The 18,056-nt window shown below is 72.0% G+C and carries 16 protein-coding genes; 3 read left to right on the top strand and 13 right to left on the bottom strand.

Annotated features, from left to right (window positions below; genetic code table 11):
• Position 1: 1 nt before the first annotated feature.
• From AB0J10_RS18730 to AB0J10_RS18715, 4 genes are all read right to left on the bottom strand, one after another.
• A complete protein-coding gene (locus tag AB0J10_RS18730; RefSeq protein ID WP_363062867.1) occupies positions 2-1,429 on the bottom strand; it encodes a sugar porter family MFS transporter in 1,428 nt (475 codons plus the stop codon).
• A 288-nt stretch (positions 1,430-1,717) separates the two neighbouring features.
• Positions 1,718-5,425, bottom strand: a complete 3,708-nt coding sequence (locus AB0J10_RS18725; RefSeq protein WP_363062865.1) for an AAA family ATPase — start codon at positions 5,423-5,425, stop codon at positions 1,718-1,720.
• 229 nt (positions 5,426-5,654) lie between these two features.
• Positions 5,655-5,873: a hypothetical protein gene (locus AB0J10_RS18720; RefSeq protein WP_269728178.1), complete on the bottom strand. Its 219-nt coding sequence runs from the start codon at positions 5,871-5,873 to the stop codon at positions 5,655-5,657.
• 381 nt (positions 5,874-6,254) lie between these two features.
• Positions 6,255-6,536, bottom strand: a complete 282-nt coding sequence (locus AB0J10_RS18715; protein WP_363062863.1) for an acylphosphatase — start codon at positions 6,534-6,536, stop codon at positions 6,255-6,257.
• A gap of 153 nt (positions 6,537-6,689) precedes the next feature.
• On the opposite strand from AB0J10_RS18715, the gene AB0J10_RS18710 reads away from it, so the two are divergent.
• Together AB0J10_RS18710 and AB0J10_RS18705 are read left to right on the top strand one after the other, a co-directional pair.
• Positions 6,690-7,544 (top strand): CAP domain-containing protein, encoded by an 855-nt coding sequence (locus tag AB0J10_RS18710; protein WP_363062861.1) that lies wholly within the window; start codon positions 6,690-6,692, stop codon positions 7,542-7,544.
• 185 nt (positions 7,545-7,729) lie between these two features.
• The gene (locus AB0J10_RS18705) at positions 7,730-8,128 is read left to right on the top strand and encodes a helix-turn-helix domain-containing protein (protein WP_363062859.1); all 399 of its coding nucleotides are present in this window, start codon (positions 7,730-7,732) and stop codon (positions 8,126-8,128) included.
• Here the strand turns inward: AB0J10_RS18705 and mutM are convergent.
• The 9 genes from mutM to AB0J10_RS18660 all read right to left on the bottom strand — a co-directional run bounded on the left by mutM (position 8,080) and on the right by AB0J10_RS18660 (position 17,379).
• Positions 8,080-8,961 (bottom strand): bifunctional DNA-formamidopyrimidine glycosylase/DNA-(apurinic or apyrimidinic site) lyase, encoded by an 882-nt coding sequence (mutM, locus tag AB0J10_RS18700; RefSeq protein WP_363062857.1) that lies wholly within the window; start codon positions 8,959-8,961, stop codon positions 8,080-8,082. The two genes, AB0J10_RS18705 and mutM, sit on opposite strands and share 49 nt — an antisense overlap.
• A 179-nt stretch (positions 8,962-9,140) precedes the next feature.
• Positions 9,141-9,929: a ribonuclease III gene (gene rnc / locus AB0J10_RS18695; protein ID WP_363062855.1), complete on the bottom strand. Its 789-nt coding sequence runs from the start codon at positions 9,927-9,929 to the stop codon at positions 9,141-9,143.
• A gap of 19 nt (positions 9,930-9,948) precedes the next feature.
• A complete protein-coding gene (gene rpmF, locus AB0J10_RS18690; protein ID WP_026165248.1) occupies positions 9,949-10,122 on the bottom strand; it encodes a 50S ribosomal protein L32 in 174 nt (57 codons plus the stop codon).
• Positions 10,123-10,124: 2 nt separating this feature from the next.
• The gene (locus AB0J10_RS18685; RefSeq protein ID WP_363062853.1) at positions 10,125-10,748 is read right to left on the bottom strand and encodes a DUF177 domain-containing protein; all 624 of its coding nucleotides are present in this window, start codon (positions 10,746-10,748) and stop codon (positions 10,125-10,127) included.
• A 160-nt stretch (positions 10,749-10,908) separates the two neighbouring features.
• A complete protein-coding gene (locus AB0J10_RS18680) occupies positions 10,909-11,988 on the bottom strand; it encodes an ATP synthase F0 subunit B (RefSeq protein ID WP_363063109.1) in 1,080 nt (359 codons plus the stop codon).
• 132 nt (positions 11,989-12,120) lie between these two features.
• Complete coding sequence (gene coaD / locus AB0J10_RS18675; RefSeq protein ID WP_363062851.1) at positions 12,121-12,630, bottom strand: pantetheine-phosphate adenylyltransferase; 510 nt, start codon at positions 12,628-12,630, stop codon at positions 12,121-12,123.
• Positions 12,627-13,211 carry a 16S rRNA (guanine(966)-N(2))-methyltransferase RsmD gene (rsmD, locus tag AB0J10_RS18670; protein WP_363062849.1) on the bottom strand — a complete coding sequence of 195 codons (585 nt, stop codon included), beginning with the start codon at positions 13,209-13,211 and terminating at the stop codon, positions 12,627-12,629. Before rsmD ends, coaD begins: the two co-directional genes overlap by 4 nt.
• A 223-nt stretch (positions 13,212-13,434) precedes the next feature.
• Complete coding sequence (gene recG, locus AB0J10_RS18665) at positions 13,435-15,621, bottom strand: ATP-dependent DNA helicase RecG (RefSeq protein ID WP_363062847.1); 2,187 nt, start codon at positions 15,619-15,621, stop codon at positions 13,435-13,437.
• 165 nt (positions 15,622-15,786) lie between these two features.
• The gene (locus tag AB0J10_RS18660; RefSeq protein ID WP_363062845.1) at positions 15,787-17,379 is read right to left on the bottom strand and encodes a DAK2 domain-containing protein; all 1,593 of its coding nucleotides are present in this window, start codon (positions 17,377-17,379) and stop codon (positions 15,787-15,789) included.
• A gap of 268 nt (positions 17,380-17,647) precedes the next feature.
• Here AB0J10_RS18660 and rpmB point away from each other — a divergent pair, with 268 nt between their 5' ends.
• Entirely contained in the window at positions 17,648-17,833 is a 186-nt protein-coding gene (gene rpmB, locus AB0J10_RS18655; RefSeq protein WP_003957616.1) for a 50S ribosomal protein L28, read from the top strand.
• Positions 17,834-18,056 lie beyond the last annotated feature (223 nt).

Here is an 18,056-nt window from a genome sequence, read left to right as displayed (position 1 = left end):
TTTAGCCCATCTCCTCCAACGCCTTGCCCTTCGTCTCCGGCACCCACTTGAGGATGAACGGGATCGAGAGCACGGCGAAGACCGTGTAGATGACGTACGCGCCGGAGAGGTTCCAGTCCGAGAGCGTCGGGAACGTCACGGTGATCAGCCAGTTGGCGATCCACTGGGCCGAGGCGGCGACGCCCAGCGCGGCGGCGCGGATCTTGCCGGGGAACATCTCGCCGAGCAGCACCCACACCACCACGCCCCACGAGAGGGCGAAGAAGAGCACGAAGAAGTTGGCGGCGAAGAGGGCGACGGTGCCCTGCAGGGCCGGCAGCGAGACCTCGCCGCCGACCTCGCTCTTGTACGAGAACGCCCACGCGGCCAGTCCCAGCGAGATCGCCATGCCGGCGGAGCCGATGAGCGCGAGCGGCTTCCGGCCGATCCGGTCGACGAAGATCATCGCGATCACCGTGCCGATGATGTTCACGATCGACGTCTCGAAGGAGTAGAAGAACGAGCTCTCGGGGTTGACGCCGACCGACTGCCACAGCGAGGAGCTGTAGTAGAAGATCACGTTGATGCCGACGAGCTGCTGGAAGACGGACAGCCCGATACCGATCCAGACGATCGGCAGGAAGAGGAACCTGCCACCGAGCAGGTCCCTGAAGGAGGGCTTGCGCTCGTGGCGCATGTTCTCCTCGATCTCCGCGACCCGCTTGTCCAGGTCCACGGCCTTGCCCTCGACGTCGCGGAGCACCTCGCGCGCCTGGACGTGCCGGCCGACGGAGATCAGGTACCGGGGCGACTCGGGGATCACGAGGGACAGCAGCCCGTAGAGGACGGCCGGGACGACCATGATGCCGAGCATCCACTGCCATGCCTCGAGGCCGGCGATCCTGCCGCGCTGCTCGCCGCCCGCGAGGTTGAGGACGCCCAGGTTGACCAGCTGCGAAACGGCGATGCCGGTGACGATGGCGGCCTGCTGGAAGGAGGCGAGCCGGCCGCGGTAGGCGGACGGGGACACTTCGGCGATGTACGCGGGGGCGATGACGGAGGCCATGCCGATGGCGACGCCACCGATGACGCGCCACAGGGCCAGATCCCAGAGGGCGAACGGTAGTGCGGAGCCGATCGCGCTGGCGGTGAACAGTACGGCGGCGATCTGCATGACCCGGATGCGGCCGATGCGGTCGGCGATCCGGCCCGCGGTGGCCGCGCCGATCGCACAGCCGATGAGAGCGGCGGCGATGACCTGCGCGAGCGCTTCGGAGCCCACGTCGAATCGGTCGCGGATGGCCACGACGGCTCCGTTGATCACCGCGCTGTCGTAGCCGAAGAGGAAGCCCCCCATCGCGGCCGACGCCGCGATGAAGATGACATGGCTGAGGTGCTCCGGCCTGGCCTTGCGGCCTTCGGGCGCCTGTGCCTGCGGTGTGCTGGTCACGTGTACTCCTGGGGCCACCCGGCGACGGCGCCGGGGGGTGGGGGACGAGCCCTTCCAGTGGCGCACAACATAACGCCGCCCACCACTTGAAGGTAAAAGCAACGTTGCAGAGACTATGCGTTCAAGTTTCGAAGTCAAGAGCGCGGCACGAAGTCACGTTAACCCCACACAAGGCACAAATGTGTAAAAGTATTGAAGATCAGAGCGTTGATCGATACCGGTAGGGAGTCGTCGAGGGCGAGAGGGACCAGGCCCGGGCCCCGGCCGCTCCCGACGGACGGCAGGGGCTCAGCGAAGCCGCTGGCTGATGACCTTCGAGACGCCGTCGCCCTGCATGGAGACGCCGTAGAGCGCGTCCGCGACCTCCATGGTCCGCTTCTGATGGGTGATCACGATCAGCTGGGAACTCTCCTGGAGCTCCTGCATGATGCGGATCAGCCGCTGCAGGTTGGTGTCGTCGAGCGCGGCCTCGACCTCGTCCATCACGTAGAACGGGCTGGGCCGGGCCTTGAAGATGGACACGAGCATCGCCACGGCGGTCAGCGAGCGCTCGCCGCCGGAGAGCAGGGACAGCCGCTTGACCTTCTTGCCCGGGGGCCGGGCCTCCACGTCCACGCCCGTGGTGAGCATGTTGTCGGGATCGGTCAGGATGAGCCGGCCCTCGCCGCCCGGGAAGAGCCGCGAGAACACACCCTCGAACTCACGCGCGGTGTCCCGGTACGCCTCCGTGAACACCTGCTCGACACGCTCGTCGACCTCCTTCACCACCTGGAGCAGGTCGGCACGGGTCTTCTTCAGGTCTTCGAGCTGTTCGGACAGGAACTTGTGCCGCTCCTCCAGAGCCGCGAACTCCTCCAGGGCGAGCGGATTCACCTTTCCGAGTTGCTGGTACGCCCGTTCGGCGGACTTGAGCCGCTTCTCCTGCTCGGCTCGGACGAACGGCCGCGGCTGGTTGCGCGGGTGACCCGGGTCCTCGGGGAGCTCCTCCCCCTCGGCAGGCGGCGACGGCGGCACGAGCTGGTCCGGACCGTACTCGGTGACCAGCCCGGCCGGTTCTACGCCCAGCTCCTCCAGCGCCCTGGTCTCCAGCTGCTCGATGCGCAGCCGCTTCTCGGCTCCGAGGACCTCGCCGCGGTGCACGGAGTCGGTGAGCTTGTCGAGCTCGCTCTTGAGGTCCCGGCCCGCCGAGCGGGCGGCGGCGAGCTCACGCTCCCGCTCCGTCTTGGCCGCCTCGGCGGCGGCACGTTCCCGCTCGGCCCGGACGACGGACTCCTCGACATGGGCCAGGAGCAGGCCGGCACCCCTCGCGACCGCCTCGGCGACGGCGGCCTCGTGGCGCAGCCTGGCACGGCGCCGCTCGGCGCGCGCCCGGGCCTCCCGCTCGGCGCGCGCGCCGCGGTCCAGCGCGTCGGCCCGACCCGCGAGCCCCTTCACCCGCTCCTCGTGCGTCCGCACCTGGAGCCGGGCCTCCATCTCGGTCTGCCGGGCGTTGGCGCCGTCGGCGGCGAGCCGGTCGCGGGCCGAGGTGTCGGGCTCCTCCTCGACAGGGGTCTCCTCCGCGACGGCCAGCCTCTCCGCCAGTTCCTCGGCCTCGTACAGCGCCTTCTCGAGCGCCTCCTGAGCCCGCGCGGCCGCCGCCGCCGTACGCTCGGCCTCCCCGGCGGCACCGCGGGCCTGACCGGCGAGCCGGCCCAGTTGCTGGGCCACTCCGGCCTTCTCCCGCTCGGCCGCCCGTCTCCGCTCGCCCAACTCCTCGACGAGCGCGGCGCACGCCGTGCGCCGCTCACCGGCCTCGCGCTGCCCCGCGGCGAGTTCGTCGCAGCGGACGGCCAGTTCCTCCAGCTCGGCGGCGGCCTCGTCGACCGACGCCTGCACCTCCAGGAGACTGGGCGCGCCCGCGGAGCCCCCCTGAGCGAAGTGGGCACCGAGGACGTCGCCCTCGGCGGTGACGGCCACCAGTCCCGGCTCCGCACGGACCAGGTCCTCGGCGTCCTCCAGGGTCCCGACGACCACCATGTCCCGTACGAGCCTCGCCACGGCGGGCATCAGCTCCTCCGGCCCGCGCACCAGGTCGAGGACCCGGGGCGACCGTGTCCCCCCGTCACCGCCGGCAGCCGGGGAGGGGGCCGCCCCGGGATATGCGTGTCCGGCCGAGACCGCGTGCGGCACGGGCGTGTGCGCCGGGGCACCGGACGTCGAGACGCTCTCGGCGGGCGGGCGCGCGGGGGCGGGGATCCCGGCCGCGGCCGGGCCCGCCGCGGGTGCGCCCGCCCGTCCCGGGGCCGACACCAGCAGGGACGCACGGCCCGCGTCCTGCTTGCGGAGCAGCCGGATGGCCTCGGCCGCCGTGGAGGGGTCCGCGACCGCGACGGCGTCGGCCGCCGCTCCGAGCGCCGCAGCGACCGGGAGTTCGTGGCCGGGCGCGACCGTCAGGAGCTCGGCGGCGGGGCCCAGGAGGCCGGAGAGCCGGTCCCGGGCGCACAGCAGTGCGCCGGTGCCGTCCTTGCGGCGCAGTCCCTGTGCGAGGGCCTCGTGGCGTGCGGCGACGGCGGCCCTCTTGCGTTCGGCGGCCGTCGCGGCTTCCCGGGCGGTCGACAGGGCCGCCTCCGCCTCGGACAGTTCACGCCTCGCCGCGTCGTGCCGGTCCGCGAGCGCGGTGTCGTCCGCCTCCAGCCCGTCGACCTCCGCCTTGAGCTGCTCGTACTCCTCCTGGGCCGCGACTGCCCGTTCGCCCGCCTCGTCACGGGCGGCCGCCAGCCGGTCGATCTCCGCCTGGGCCGAAGCGGCGCGTGAACGCGCGGCGTTGACCTGCCCGTTCAGCCGCGCAAGCCCTTCGCGGCGGTCTGCGATCGCCCGGGCGACGTCCTTCAGCCGGCGTTCCTCGACCGCCAGTTCGCGCTCCAGTTCGGCGCGGTGGGCGACCGTGTCCTCCAGCGCACGCTGCGCCGCCTCCAGCGCGGCCTCCAGCTCCGCCTCCTGTTCGCGGATCCGCGCGGCCTCCCGTTCCATGTCCTCGGGGTCACGGCCGCGCCGTTCCTCCGCGGGCGCCGAGGTGGCGCTCTTCACCCGGGCCTCGGCCAGGGAAACCGTGCCGCGCACCCGCTCGGCCAGTTGCGAGAGTTCGTACCAGGTCTGCTGGGCCCGCTGCAGCCGCGGCGCCAGCCGGCGCACCTCGTCCTCCAGGTCGGCCTCCCGGGCGAGGGCCGCCTTGAGCTCCGCCTCCGCCCCCTCCTTGCGCTCCTTGAGCGCGGCCTCGTCGGCGACCTCGGCCCTGAGCGCCTCGCGCATGCGCACGAGGTCGTCGGCGAGGAGGCGGAGGCGCGCGTCGCGCAGGTCGGCCTGGATGACCGCGGCCCGCCGCGCCACGGCGGCCTGCCGCCCCAGCGGCTTGAGCTGCCGCCGCAGTTCGTCGGTGAGGTCCTGGACACGGGCGAGGTTGGCCTGCATCGCGTCGAGCTTCCGCAGCGCCTTCTCCTTGCGCTTGCGGTGCTTGAGGACACCGGCGGCCTCCTCGATGAACGCCCGGCGTCCCATCGGGTCGGCGTGCAGGACGGAGTCGAGCTGGCCCTGCCCGACGATGACGTGCATCTCCCGTCCGATACCCGAGTCGGAGAGCAGTTCCTGGATGTCCAGCAGCCGGCAGGTGTCCCCGTTGATCTGGTATTCGCTGCCGCCGTTGCGGAACATGATCCGCGTGATCGTGACTTCGGCGTATTCGATGGGCAGTGCGCCGTCGGAATTGTCGATCGTGAGGGAGACCTCCGCGCGGCCGAGCGGCGGCCGCCCGGTCGTCCCGGCGAAAATGACGTCCTCCATCTTCCCGCCGCGCAGGGATTTCGCGCCCTGTTCACCCATGACCCAGGAGAGCGCGTCCACGACGTTGGACTTGCCGGAGCCGTTCGGCCCGACGACGCACGTGATGCCGGGCTCGAAGCGCAGCGTCGTCGCCGAGGCGAAGGATTTGAACCCGCGGAGGGTCAGGGCCTTGAGGTGCACGCCGCCGGACTCTACCTCCCGGTGCCAGGAGATCGCCGCCGGCGCAGGGCCTCCGGCTCGGCACGGGGTGAGCGCGCCGCGGTTTGATCCCTGAATATGCAGGGCACATCAGACGGTAAGCAGTGCGCTACAGAGGGGGAAACAAAGAAAGAAGGGACGCCGAAGCGTCCCTTGCATACATACCTGCCGTGCGAGAGAGTTTCTCACCCGATCCCCACAGGATCTGGGATCAGGTGAGCGCCGGCTCGCCCTTGGGTACGTCGATGTCGATGCCTTCGAGCAACGACTCGCCACGGTGCTGTGCGGCGGCAGCGCTCAGCGCGTCGTTCTCGGACTGGATCCGTACGAGCTCGGACTCCAGGTCCTGGACGCGCTGCTGAAGCCGTCGCATCTCGGCGAGGAGTCGCGGGTCGGAACCGCCGACGTAACCGAGAAGCGCCTTTGCCATGATGGATGGTCCTCCACACTGAGTGACCGACCGATGCGGTGTGGGTCGTGAGGGATTTCGCACCCGCGGTGCTCGGCAGCGCTTGTGCTCACTGCGATTCTTGCTGCCAAACAGCTAGGGTGCGCGGGGCTTCCAGCGTCTCACCAAAAAGTTTGACGGTCAACACGATCACACCCCGTATCGGGGGTCGGCCGCGGGCTCGCGGCCGCGGAACGCGCGGCGGCGGCTCTCCTGCGGGCCCCGGGGGCTCGGAGATCATCGTTACTGGCGCAGCCTGGCACGGCAGGACGGTTATTGGCAACCACCAGCGCGTTTCTTTCGAACACGCATGCTGTGGGCAGTCGAATGAACACATCGTGTGCCCGCGCCGAGGTCTTCCGATCAGCGGATCGCGAATCCGTCGTACCCCCCGCGCGGAACGCCCCAGATTTCGGTGACGCCGGAGACGACACCGGGCGTGTCGGACGACCTCAGCCATTCCAGAAGGCGGTGGCAATTCTCACGTGGCCCCTCCGCGACGATCTGCACCCTGCCGTCGTCGAGATTGAGCGCGAAGCCGCGGAGCCCGCCGATCCCCAGAGCGTTTTCCCTGGTGAACCAGCGGAAGCCCACTCCCTGTACGCGGCCGCGTACCCATGCGGTCATCCGTGCGTGCTCATGCATGCGCGAAACCTACACGGACGCGTACCGGTCAATGCCACTCGGGTCACATCGCCCACTCCCGACATCGCGTACAGTCGCGACGCAACGGACTTCGCCCGTTCGGGCGAGTCCTTCCACTGATCCAGCTGAAGTCGAGACCGGAAGGGCGAGCGGATGGGACGCCACCGCCGGAAGAAGCGGGTTCCCGGGCCCGTACGCACCGGACTGCTCGGGATCGCCGCCGCGGCCGCGGTCGGCACCGTCGCCGTCGCGGCCGGGCTGGTGCCGGGCGGCGACCTGTTCACCACGGGCAGCCAGAAGAACGCCGCGCAGCACGTGCGCGAGGCGGCCACCGGTGACCTCGAGGCCCAAGGCGGCGCCGCCGCGACCCCGTCGCAGCGCACCTCGGCAGAGGCGGCCCCCCGCCCGTCGAAGGGCATGTCCTCGACCACGGGGAAGGAGCGGAAGGTCTCCCCGTCGGCGACCGCGTCCAAGCCGGTGCCGCCGGCGAGGAAGGCACCCTCGGCGAAGCCGCCGACCGCGCCCGGGAGCGCCGAGGCTCCCGACGGCAGGGTCGCGGAGCGGAAGGCGACCCCGGAGCGCCGGGCGGTTCCCGTCCCCGCCAAGCCGCGGCCCGAGGCACCGTCCGGCGAGGCCGCGGCGGAGGCCGAGGTGCTGGCCCTGGTCAACAAGGAGCGCGCCAAGGTGGGCTGCGCCCCGGTGCGGGCGGACGCCTCGCTGGGCCGCCTCGCGGGCCGGTTCAGCTCCGACATGGCTGCGCGCGACTTCTTCGACCACACCGACCCGGAGGGCGACGGCCCCTGGGACCGTGCCGCCCAGGCCGGCGTCGGAGGACTGGGGGCGGAGAACATCGCCCGCGGCCAGGCCGACGCCCGGACCGTCATGAACGCCTGGATGAACAGCGACGGCCACCGCGCGAACATCCTCAACTGCGAGTACCGGACGCTGGGCGTGGGGGTCTCCTTCGCCCAGGGCGGCCCGTGGTGGACCCAGGACTTCGGCTTCTGAGGTTTCCGCGGGTCAGCGACCCACGCACGCCCCCGGGCCGCCCCGAGGCCGTCATCGGCCACCGGGGCGGCCCGGACCGCGTCCACGGCACCGCGGGTCCGGCCCGGCGGCGCGGGTCCGTCCGCCGCCACCTGGTGCGGAGCGCTCGCCGTGAGTGAGCGCTTCCCGGGCGTAAGGTGTCGGCCATGGACGACTCCATCGCCTTCGACGTGTTCGACCGGCAGTGCCCGTCGCGCGGCACCCTGGAGCATGTGACCGGGCGGTGGGGCAGCCTGACGCTGGGCGCGCTGTACGAGAGCGGGTCCCGCTTCAACGAGCTGCGGCGGCGCGTCGACGGGGTCAGCGAGAAGATGCTCTCGCAGACGCTGCACGCGCTGGAACGGGACGGTCTCGTCCACCGCGACGCGCAGCCCACCAATCCGCCGCGGGTCGACTACGAACTGACCCCGCTCGGCCGGGAGGTCGCGGAGCGGCTGCTCGTTCTGATCCGGCTCGTGGAGGGGCGGATGCCGGAGGTGCTGGCCGCCCGCGGACGCTACGACGCGACGCGCGGCAACGAGCGGGCGGGCCGCGGCGGGCGCTGACAGCGCGGGCAGTAGTAGCTGGAGCGGTTCATCCAGGGGCGGCGGCGCATCGCCGTACCGCAGCGTCGGCAGGGCTCGTCCTCGCGCCCGTACGCGTCGAGCGACCGGTCGAAGTACCCGGATTCGCCGTTCACGTTGACGTAGAGGCTGTCGAAACTGGTGCCGCCGACGGCGAGGGCGGCGTTCATCACGTCCCGCACATGACCGAGGAGTTCGGCGGAGCGGGGCCGGGTCAGAGCGGCCGTGGGCCGGTCGTAGTGGATTCTGGCCCGCCACAGGGCCTCGTCGGCGTAGATGTTGCCCACACCGCTGATCAGGGACTGGTCGAGAAGGGCCCTCTTGATCGTCGTACGGCGCAGGCGGAGCGCCGTGTGGAAGGCCGCGTCGTCGAACTCGGGGTCGAGGGGGTCCCGGGCGATGTGCGCGATCGCGTCCGGCAGCCCGTCCGGGGTGGTGTCGTGGAGGGAGAGTCCGCCGAAGGTGCGCTGGTCGACGAAGCGGAGTTCGGTGCCGAGGCCGTCCTCGAAACGGATGCGGATCCGCAGGTGCTTCTCGTCCGCCGCCGCCTCCGGCTGCACGAGCAGCTGCCCGCTCATGCCGAGGTGTCCGAGGACGGCGCTGCCGCTGTCCTCCAGCGGCAGCCAGAGGTACTTGCCGCGCCGCCTGGCGGTTCCGATCCGCTGCCCCCGGAGCCTCGCCGCGAAGTCGCCCCCGCCGCCGAGGTGCCGGCGCACGGCCCGCGGGTGCAGGACGTCCACGCCGCCCACGGTCCGCCCGGAGACCCACTGCTCGAGTCCCCGCCGGACGACTTCCACCTCGGGCAACTCGGGCACGTATCTCCTCCGGACCTCGACCGACTCGACGTCCGCAGCGTACCTCCGCGCCGCGTCCCGGCGAGCCGCGGGCCCTCCCCGCCCCGGCGGCCGGTCCGGGCGGGAGGAGCGCCTTCGGGAAGAGAAAGGGAAGGGAAGGACCCCGCCGCGCGGGCGCGGCGGGGTCCGGAAGCGAAGCGTCAGGCGGTGGCGCGGGATGAAGGGGTGTCGGCGGCCCCTTCGGCCTCCGCGGCCTCCGCGGCCTTCGCCGCCGCCGCGCGTTCGTCGGCGGCGGCGCGGATCGCACGCCACGCGGACTCCGCCGCCTGCTGTTCCGCTTCCTTCTTGCTGCGGCCGGTGCCGGTGCCGTACGAGACACCACCGACGCGGGCGGCAGCAGTGAAGGTCTTCTCGTGGTCCGGACCCGTCTCGGAGACCAGGTACTCGGGCACCCCGAGCCCCTCGGCGGCCGTCAGTTCCTGGAGACTGGTCTTCCAGTCCAGGCCGGCACCGAGGTTCGAGGACTTCTCGATCAGCGGGTCGAAGAGCCGGTGCACCAGCTCGGACGCCGCGTCGAGGCCCTGGTCGAGATAGACCGCGCCGATCACCGCTTCCAGGGTGTCGGCGAGGATGGAGGCCTTGTCCCGCCCGCCCGTGCCCTCTTCGCCCCGGCCGAGGCGGATGAAGGACCCGAGATCGAGGCCGCGGCCGACCTGCGCCAGCGCACGCGAATTGACCACCGCGGCCCGCAGTTTGGCCAGTTGGCCCTCGGGCAGGTCGGGGTGGGTGCGGTACAGCGTGTCCGTGACCACCAGTCCGAGCACCGAGTCCCCGAGGAACTCCAGCCGCTCGTTGGTGGGCAGACCGCCGTTCTCGTACGCGTACGAGCGGTGGGTCAGCGCACGCACCAGAAGGGCGGACTCGAGCTGATACCCGAGCCGCCCTTCCAGAAGCGTGTGGGACGAGGCCGAACTGATGCTGTCAGACATCGCGCCTCTCACCAGCCGCTCAGACCTCGAGGACCTGGCGCTTGTTGTAGGTGCCGCAGCTCGGGCACGCGATGTGCTGCTGCTTCGGCTCCTGGCAACGCTCACACGAAACCAGGGTGGGGACCGCAGCCTTCCACTGCGACCGGCGGTGGCGCGTGTTGCTGCGCGACATCTTCCGCTTCGGAACAGCCACGGCTACTTCTCCTGCTTCTCGTCGACGCGTGCTGATCGAGGCGCGTCGCCGCTCTTCTTGTCCTTCTCACCGGTTCCGAGTGAATCGGCGAGTCCCTGCAGTGCCGCCCAACGGATGTCGACGGCGTCGTGGTGGTGGTCCGGATCGGCGTTCAGGTCGGCCCCGCAGTCGGAGCAGAGCCCTGCACAGTCCTCCCGGCACACCGGCTGCATCGGCAGTGCGAGCACCACCGCGTCACGCAGCACGGGCTCGAGGTCGAACAGTCCGTCCTCGAGGAAGATCACGTCCTCGTCCTCGGCGTCGTCGCCGGGCTCCGGCTCCTTGGCACGGCCCCGGTCGTCGGCGTCGGGGTACGAGAACATCTCCTGGAAGTCCGCCACGACCTCATGGCGCAACGGCTCCAGACACCTTACGCACTCCCCCTCGGCCGTGGCACGGGCGGTGCCTGTGACGAGCACCCCTTCCATGACGGACTCGAGGCGGAGCTCCAGCTCCACGGGCGCGCCCTCGGGCACACCGATGACCCCTTCGACGCCGAGGACCGCCGGCGCCGCGGGCGCCGGGACGGAACGGGAGAGCCGCTGGAGCGCACCGGGCCGCCGGCCCAGCTCGTGCGTGTCGAACACGAGGGGGTTGCGGTGGTCGAGGCGGGCGTTCAGGGCTCTTCCTGCTTTCGGATCGAGTGTGGGAGGCCACGAATCCAGCGCAGCATCAATCCACGCTCGCGCGACCGAAGAGCCAGGATACTGGACCGCTCGCTCCAGGCCCAATCCGGTCCTTACCGGTTCAGCGGCCCTGCTCGTAGCGCCGCAGCTGCTCCATGTCGATCATGCTGGTGTCGAAGAAGCTCGTCTCGTCCAGCGGGGCGGGCTGGGCGTGGCCCTGATGGGCCTGCTGCGGCTGCTGCTGGGCGCCGTAGCCTCCGGCGTACGGGTCCTGGGCGTACCCCTGGGCGTACGCCGGGTCGTAGCCCTGCTGCTGTCCGTAGCCCATCGCGTACGGGTCCTGCTGGTACCCGTACACGTCCTGCTGCTGGACCTGGGCCGCCGCGGGCTGGTAGCCGTAGGGGTCGGCCTGCGACGGGATCTGGGGCTGCGGGGCCTGCGGCTGCTGCGCCCGGGGCTCCGGGTCGGCCAGTTCCGCGAGCCCGGCGAGGTAGTCGGCGTCGCTGGTGTGCCGCACGGTCCCGGCTGCCTCCTGTGCGGCCATGTGCGCGCCGAGCTCGTCCGTCGCGATCCGGCCGTGCAGCTTCTGCCGCCCCCTGCCGACCGCCTCCAGCGTCTTGGACAGCACCGCCTCGAAGGCGCCCAGTTTGGCGTCGACGTAGTCGTCCGCGCGCCGGATCAGCGTCTGCGGGTCCGCGCTGTACTCGGGGGCGTCGTCGTCGGCCGGGTCGACGTAGCCCTGGTCGTCCGGGCCGTGGCCGCGGCCGAGCAGCTTCTCGCGCCCCCGGTCGACGGAGCCGATGGTCTTGTTGAGGACGACCTCGAAGTTGGCGAGCTTGGAGTCGACGTAGTCGTCGGCCTCGGCGCGGATCTCCTCGGCCTCCTGGCGGGCCTCGGCGAGGATCCGGTCGGCCTCCTCCTGGGACTGCCGGGCGATGTGGGTGCCGGAGACCAGCGAGCCGCGCTCGGAGTGGGCGGCCTGGATGATCCGCTCGGCCTCCTGGCGGGCCTGCTCGACCATCTGTTCCCGGTCGCCGATCAGTTCCTGGGCCTGGGCGAGCGAGCCGGGCAGTGCCTGCCGCACCTCTTCGAGCATCGCGAGCAGTTCGGCGCGGTTGACCACGCAGGAGGCCGACATGGGCATGGACCGGGCGTTCCCGACCGCCTCGACGATCTCGTCGAGCTTCTTCTGCACGTCCACCTTGTGCTCGCCACTCTCTACAGTCACTACAGCCGATTTGGAGCCGGACGCAACGACTGTACGGGCAGTCGGCGCCGGTCCGACACCGGATGACGGCACGTCAGGAAGCAGCCGAGCGTGCCGCCTCCCATGTCACTTCTTCGGGAGCCGCCCGGTCAGCGCCTCCAGGACGACCGGCGGCACCAGGTGGGAGACGTCGCCACCCCAGGCCGCGACTTCCTTGACCAGCGAGGACGACAGGAAGCTGTAGGTGGGACTGGTCGGCACGAAGAGCGTCTCGACACCCGACAGGCCGTTGTTCATCTGGGCCATCTGCAGCTCGTAGTCGAAGTCGCTGACCGCCCGCAGGCCCTTGACGATGGCGGGGATGTCCCGCTCCTTGCAGTAGTCGACGAGCAGGCCGTGGTAGGCCTCGACCTCGACGTTGCCGTACTCGGCGGTGACATCGCGGATCAGCCCGATCCGCTCGTCGACGGTGAACAGTCCCTGCTTGGACTGGTTGATCATCACCACCACGTGCACGACGTCGTACAGCTTGGAGGCGCGGGCGATGATGTCGAGGTGTCCATTGGTGATGGGGTCGAACGACCCCGGACAGACGGCGCGGCGCAACTGAAGTCCCTCGCTCTCCGGTCCGGTCATGGTGCGTCTTCGCACGTAGAGGCGGCGCGACCGTACCAAAGCGTCCCCTCGCCGTAGCGACGGGCCCGCAACGGTTCGATCCCGTCGGGCCAGGCGAACTCACCGCCCCTGGTGCTGCGCTCCACGGTGACGACGGCGCCCTCCGCGAGCCAGCCTCCCGCACGGAGTGTGAGGAGAATCTCCCGAAGATCGTCGTCGGTGACGGCGTACGGCGGATCGAGGAACACCACGTCGTACGGGTCCGCCGGTGGCGGTCCCTGCACGACCTGCTCGGCCCGGCCGGCGCGGACCTCGGCTCCCGGCAGGGCCAGGGTCCGGACGTTCTCCCTGACCGTGCGGGCGGCGCGGGCGTCGGCCTCGACGAGCAGGGCGTGGGAGGCACCACGGGACAGCGCCTCCAGACCGACGGCACCCGAGCCCGCGTAGAGATCCGCCACGCGCAGTCCCGGGAAGCCGCCGAGCAGCGACTCCCAGGTGGAGAAAAGGCCCTCGCGCGCCCGGTCGGAGGTGGGGCGGGTGCCGTTGCCCGGCGGCACGGCCAGGCGGCGTCCGCCGGCCGCGCCGGCGATCACGCGGGTCATCTGGGTCCTTCGCGGAAGACGGTGCTCGATCGGTTCGAGCGGCCTGGTCGTGGCCGTCGGACCGATCCGGTCACCTCCACGATATGGGCTCCGCGCGGCCGCGGACCCCCGCCCGTCCCCGGGCCCGGTACGGCAGCAGCGCCACGGGCCGGCGCAGGGCAGCCGCCTTCGTACCCCGGCGCCTGTGGCACGGGGAGGAGGGTGCTCGGGCCCGAGCCGCGGCTCAGCCCTTGTCCAGGTACTGCTCGCGGTCCTTGTCCAGCAGGGCGTCCAGCGCCGTCCGCAGCTCCGGTAGTCCCTCCAGCTCCGGGTCGGCTCCGACGACGGACACCGCCTCGTCGCGGGCCGCGGCGATGATCTCCTCGTCCTCGATGACCGCGAGGACCCGGAGCGAGGAGCGCACTCCCGACTGGGCCTGGCCCAGCACATCGCCCTCGCGGCGCTGTTCGAGGTCGATACGGGAGAGCTCGAAGCCGTCCAGGGTGGCGGCGACCGCACCGAGCCGGGCGCGTGCGGGGCTCGCCTCGGGCATCTCCGTGACGAGCAGGCAGAGTCCGGGGGCCGAGCCGCGGCCGACCCGGCCGCGCAGCTGGTGGAGCTGGGAGACGCCGAACCGGTCTGCGTCCATGATCACCATCGCGGTGGCGTTCGGTACGTTCACACCGACCTCGATGACGGTCGTGGCGACGAGGACGTCCGCCTCGCCCGCGGCGAAGCGCCGCATCACGGCGTCCTTGTCGTCGGGCGCCATGCGGCCGTGCAGCACCTCCACCCGCAGGCCCTTCAACGGTCCGGCCGTCAGCTGCCCGGCCACGTCCAGCACGGCCAGCGGCGGCCGTTTCTCCGCCTCGTCCTCCGGCGACTTCCGCCGGGCCTCCGCGGAGGTGTCTAGGTCGTCGCCGATGCGGGGGCAGACGACGTACGCCTGGTGACCGGTCTCGACCTCCTCGCGCACCCGCTCCCAGGCCCGCGCCAGGAAGTGCGGCTTGTCCGCGGCGGGGACCACGTGCGAGGCGATCGGCGAGCGCCCGGCGGGCAGCTGGTCCAGCACGGACGTCTCCAGGTCGCCGAAGACCGTCATGGCGACCGTGCGGGGGATCGGGGTGGCGGTCATGACCAGCAGATGCGGCGGCTGTCTGCCCTTGCCGCGCAGGGCGTCGCGCTGCTCGACGCCGAATCGGTGCTGCTCGTCCACGACGACCAGGCCCAGGTCGTGGAACTGCACCTTGTCCTCGATCAGTGCGTGGGTGCCGATGACGATCCCCGCCTCGCCGGTGGCGAGGTCGAGCAGCGCGCGGCGGCGGGCTGCCGCGCCCATGGAGCCGGTGAGCAGCACGACCTTGGTGGCGCGCTCGGCGCCGCCGAGCATCCCGCCCTCGGCGAGGTCGCCCATCATCTCGACGACGGAGCGGTGGTGCTGCTGGGCCAGGACCTCGGTGGGCGCCAGCATCGCCGCCTGCCCTCCCGCGTCCACGACGGCGAGCATGGCGCGCAGGGCGACCATGGTCTTGCCGCTGCCGACCTCGCCCTGGAGCAGCCGGTGCATCGGATGCTCCGTGGCCAGGTCGCCGAAGATCTCGGCGGAGACCTTGCGCTGCCCCTCGGTGAGGGTGAACGGCAGCCGTGCGTCGAAGGCGTCCAGCAGCCCGTCCGGCACCGGCCGGCGGGCGACGGCGGGGAGCTGCGCGTCCGCGTACCGCCGCCGGGCGAGGGCGACTTGGAGGACGAATGCCTCGTCCCACTTGAGCCGCTGCCTCGCGTCCTCCACGTCGGCCTTGGTCTGCGGACGGTGGATCTTCAGCAGGGCCTGCGGGAGGGGGACGAATCCACGGCCCTCGCGCAGCGTGGCCGGAAGCGGGTCCACCGCCTCCGTCGCGTGCGGGAGGACGGCGTCGACGGCCTTGGCGATCTTCCAGGACTCCAGGCCCTTGCAGGCCGGGTAGATCGGGATGAGCCTTCCGGCGAAGGCGCTGACGGCCCCCTCGCCGCTCTCGGCGTCGAGCCGTTCGTACGTCGGGTGGGCGAGCTGCAGCTTGCGGTTGAAAACGGAGACCTTGCCCGCGAACATGGCGCGGGTGCCGGGCAGCAGATCCTTGTGGGGCCGGTGCACGCCGCGCCCGAAGAACACCAGTTGGAGCCGTCCGCTGCCGTCGGTGATGGTGACCTCCAGCCGCCGGCCGCGCCCGCCGTTGAACGTGAGCACACGGGCGTCGGCGACCTGGGCGACGACGGTCACGTGCTCGTCCAGCGGCAGCTCGGCGAGCCGGGTCAGCTGCCCGCGCTCCTCGTACCGGCGCGGATAGTGGTGCAGCAGATCACCGACGGTGCGCAGGTCGAGGTTCTCGGCCATGACCTTGGCGGTCGCGGGGCCGAGCGTCTTGGTCAGCGGTTCGTCCAGCACGCCGTCCATTGCACACCACGGCACCGACAACCGTCGCGCGCCCGCGGGAACGGCGCGTTCCGCGGCGCGTGCGGCGCGCCGCGGAACACCGGGGAGGTGCGGCGGGCCGCCGCCGGGGCCGGCTCCCCGCGGACCGTCCGAAACTTCACGGAGCCACCTTCCGTGGACGGGCGGTCACTCCACGCCGACCAGGAGCGGGGCTCCCGCGCCCCCGTGGTAGATCACCGTGTCCACCGCCAGGTGTCCCGCGCGCACGTGCGCCTCCAGCCGCTCGCCGAGCTCCGGCGGGGCGTCCTCGGGGAGGACCAGGGTGACGAGTTCACCCCCGGCCGAGAGCATGCGGTCCAGAACCGTTTCGGCGGTGGCTGCGAGGTCCGCGCCGATCACCGCCACGTCGCCCTCGATGAGCCCCAGCACGTCCCCCGCCTGGCAGACACCGGCGGACGTGAAGGACTGCCGTTCGGCGACGGCCAGTTCGCCGTAGCGCGTCGCGCCCGCCGCCGAGGTCATGGCGACGACGTCCTCGTCGAAGCGCCGCCCGGGCTCGTGGACGGCGAGCGCGGCGATGCCCTGGACCGCCGAGCGGGTCGGGATGAGGGCGACCCGGACGCCCTCGGCGCGGGCCTGTTCGGCCGCGGCGGCAGCGGTGTGCCGCAGTTCGGCGTCGTTCGGGAGGAGCACGACCTCGCGGGCGTGCGCCCGCCGGATCGCGTCGACGAGCTCACCGCTGGCGGGCGGTTCGCCGGGCCGCGCGAGCACCGTGGTCGCGCCGACGTCCGCGCACAGCCCGGCCAGCCCCTCCCCGGGGACCACGGCGACGACGGCCCGCTGGACCCGCTCGCGCGGCTCGGGGTGCCCGGCCGCGGCGAAGTGGGTGATCCGGATCCGGTACGGCCTGCCCGCCTCCACTCCGGCCTCCACCGCCGCACCCGCGTCGTCGACGTGCACATGGACGTTCCACAGCCCGTCTCCGCCGACCACGACCAGCGAGTCGCCGAGCGCGTCGAGCCGGGACCGCAGCCGGGCCACGGCGGTGTCGTCGGCCTCCAGCAGGTAGATCACCTCGAAGGCCGGACCTCCGTCGGCGCACGGTTCTGCCGCCGTCGTCACGGCCGGGTGGGCGCGCACGGCGGGCCGTACCGACGCCTCCCCCGTCACCGCCTCGGCCAGCGCGCCCAGCACCGCCACCAGACCCTGTCCGCCCGCGTCCACGACCCCGGCCCGGCCCAGTACCTCGAGCTGTCCCGGTGTCTGCGCCAGAGCCCGGCGCGCACCCGAGTACGCGGCCGCGACCGCCGCCGCGTCGTCGCCGTCCGCCGTGCCGTGCGCGGCCTGCGCGGCGGCGGAGGCGACGCTCAGGATCGTGCCCTCCACGGGGTGCGCCACCGCCTCGCGGGCGGACTCAGCGGCCCGCCGGAGCGCCTCGGCGGCCCCGCCGCCCCGCTCCCCGAGCACCTCGGCCATGCCGCGCAGCAACTGCGCCAGGATGGTCCCGGAGTTGCCCCTCGCCCCGATCAGCGCCCCGTGCGCCATGGCCCGCACGGTGTCGGCGAGAGCGGGGGCGGCCGAGCCGGTCTCGTACGCGGCGAAGACCGCCTCCACGGCGGTGGCCGCGGACTCGACGGTCAGATAGAGGTTGGTGCCGGTGTCACCGTCCGCCACCGGATAGACGTTGATCGCGTCGATCTCCTCGCGCTCCCGGCCCAGTGCGTCCAGGGCGAGCGAGCACCAGGTGCGGACCGCCAGGGCATCGAGGGGCTGGGGCAACGAGGTCCTCCTTCGGCGGTCCCTCCACGCCGCGGTGGCGGACGTGGGCGGGGAGGCTGGATGCACCGCAGGGTAGACCCGGGCCGGGCCCGCACCCGGGGTGGGGGCGTGGGTGCCCGTGGTAGTTTCGTTCTACGGGCGCAGCCGTTGTATGCTGCTCCGGTTGCCCGATGAGAATCGGGCCATTCCCCCGGCAAGCCACTTCAGACCACTGATTCCGGCACGCCGGATTTCACTGTAAGTGCATCTGAAGTCTTTGGAGTGACCCGTGGCTGCCAACTGCGACGTCTGCGGCAAGGGGCCGGGCTTCGGCAACAACATCTCCCACTCGCACCGCCGTACGTCCCGTCGCTGGAACCCGAACATCCAGCGCGTGCGTGCCGTGGTCGGTCGGACGCCGAAGCGGCTCAACGTCTGCACCTCGTGCATCAAGGCCGGCAAGGTCTCGCGCTAAGTGATGCTCCCCGCGTTCGTGCGGGGATGATCCCGCCGACGTCTCGTCGTAGCGCAGCCCTCCGGTTGCCTTGAAAGCCGGTCCACCTCTCGGTGGGCCGGCTTTTCGCCGTGCGCCGCTGACGACGCCCGGGCCGACGCGTGGGGGGCGGCGGGCCCGGGGGCGGCGGGCGGCCCGCCGGGGGCGGTGCCCCGCGGGGGCGGCGGGGGCGGTCGCGCCGCCC

The organism is Streptomyces sp. NPDC049887 (assembly GCF_040656535.1).
Lineage (GTDB): Bacteria > Actinomycetota > Actinomycetes > Streptomycetales > Streptomycetaceae > Streptomyces.
This window is presented reverse-complemented; position numbering and strand designations above follow the sequence as displayed.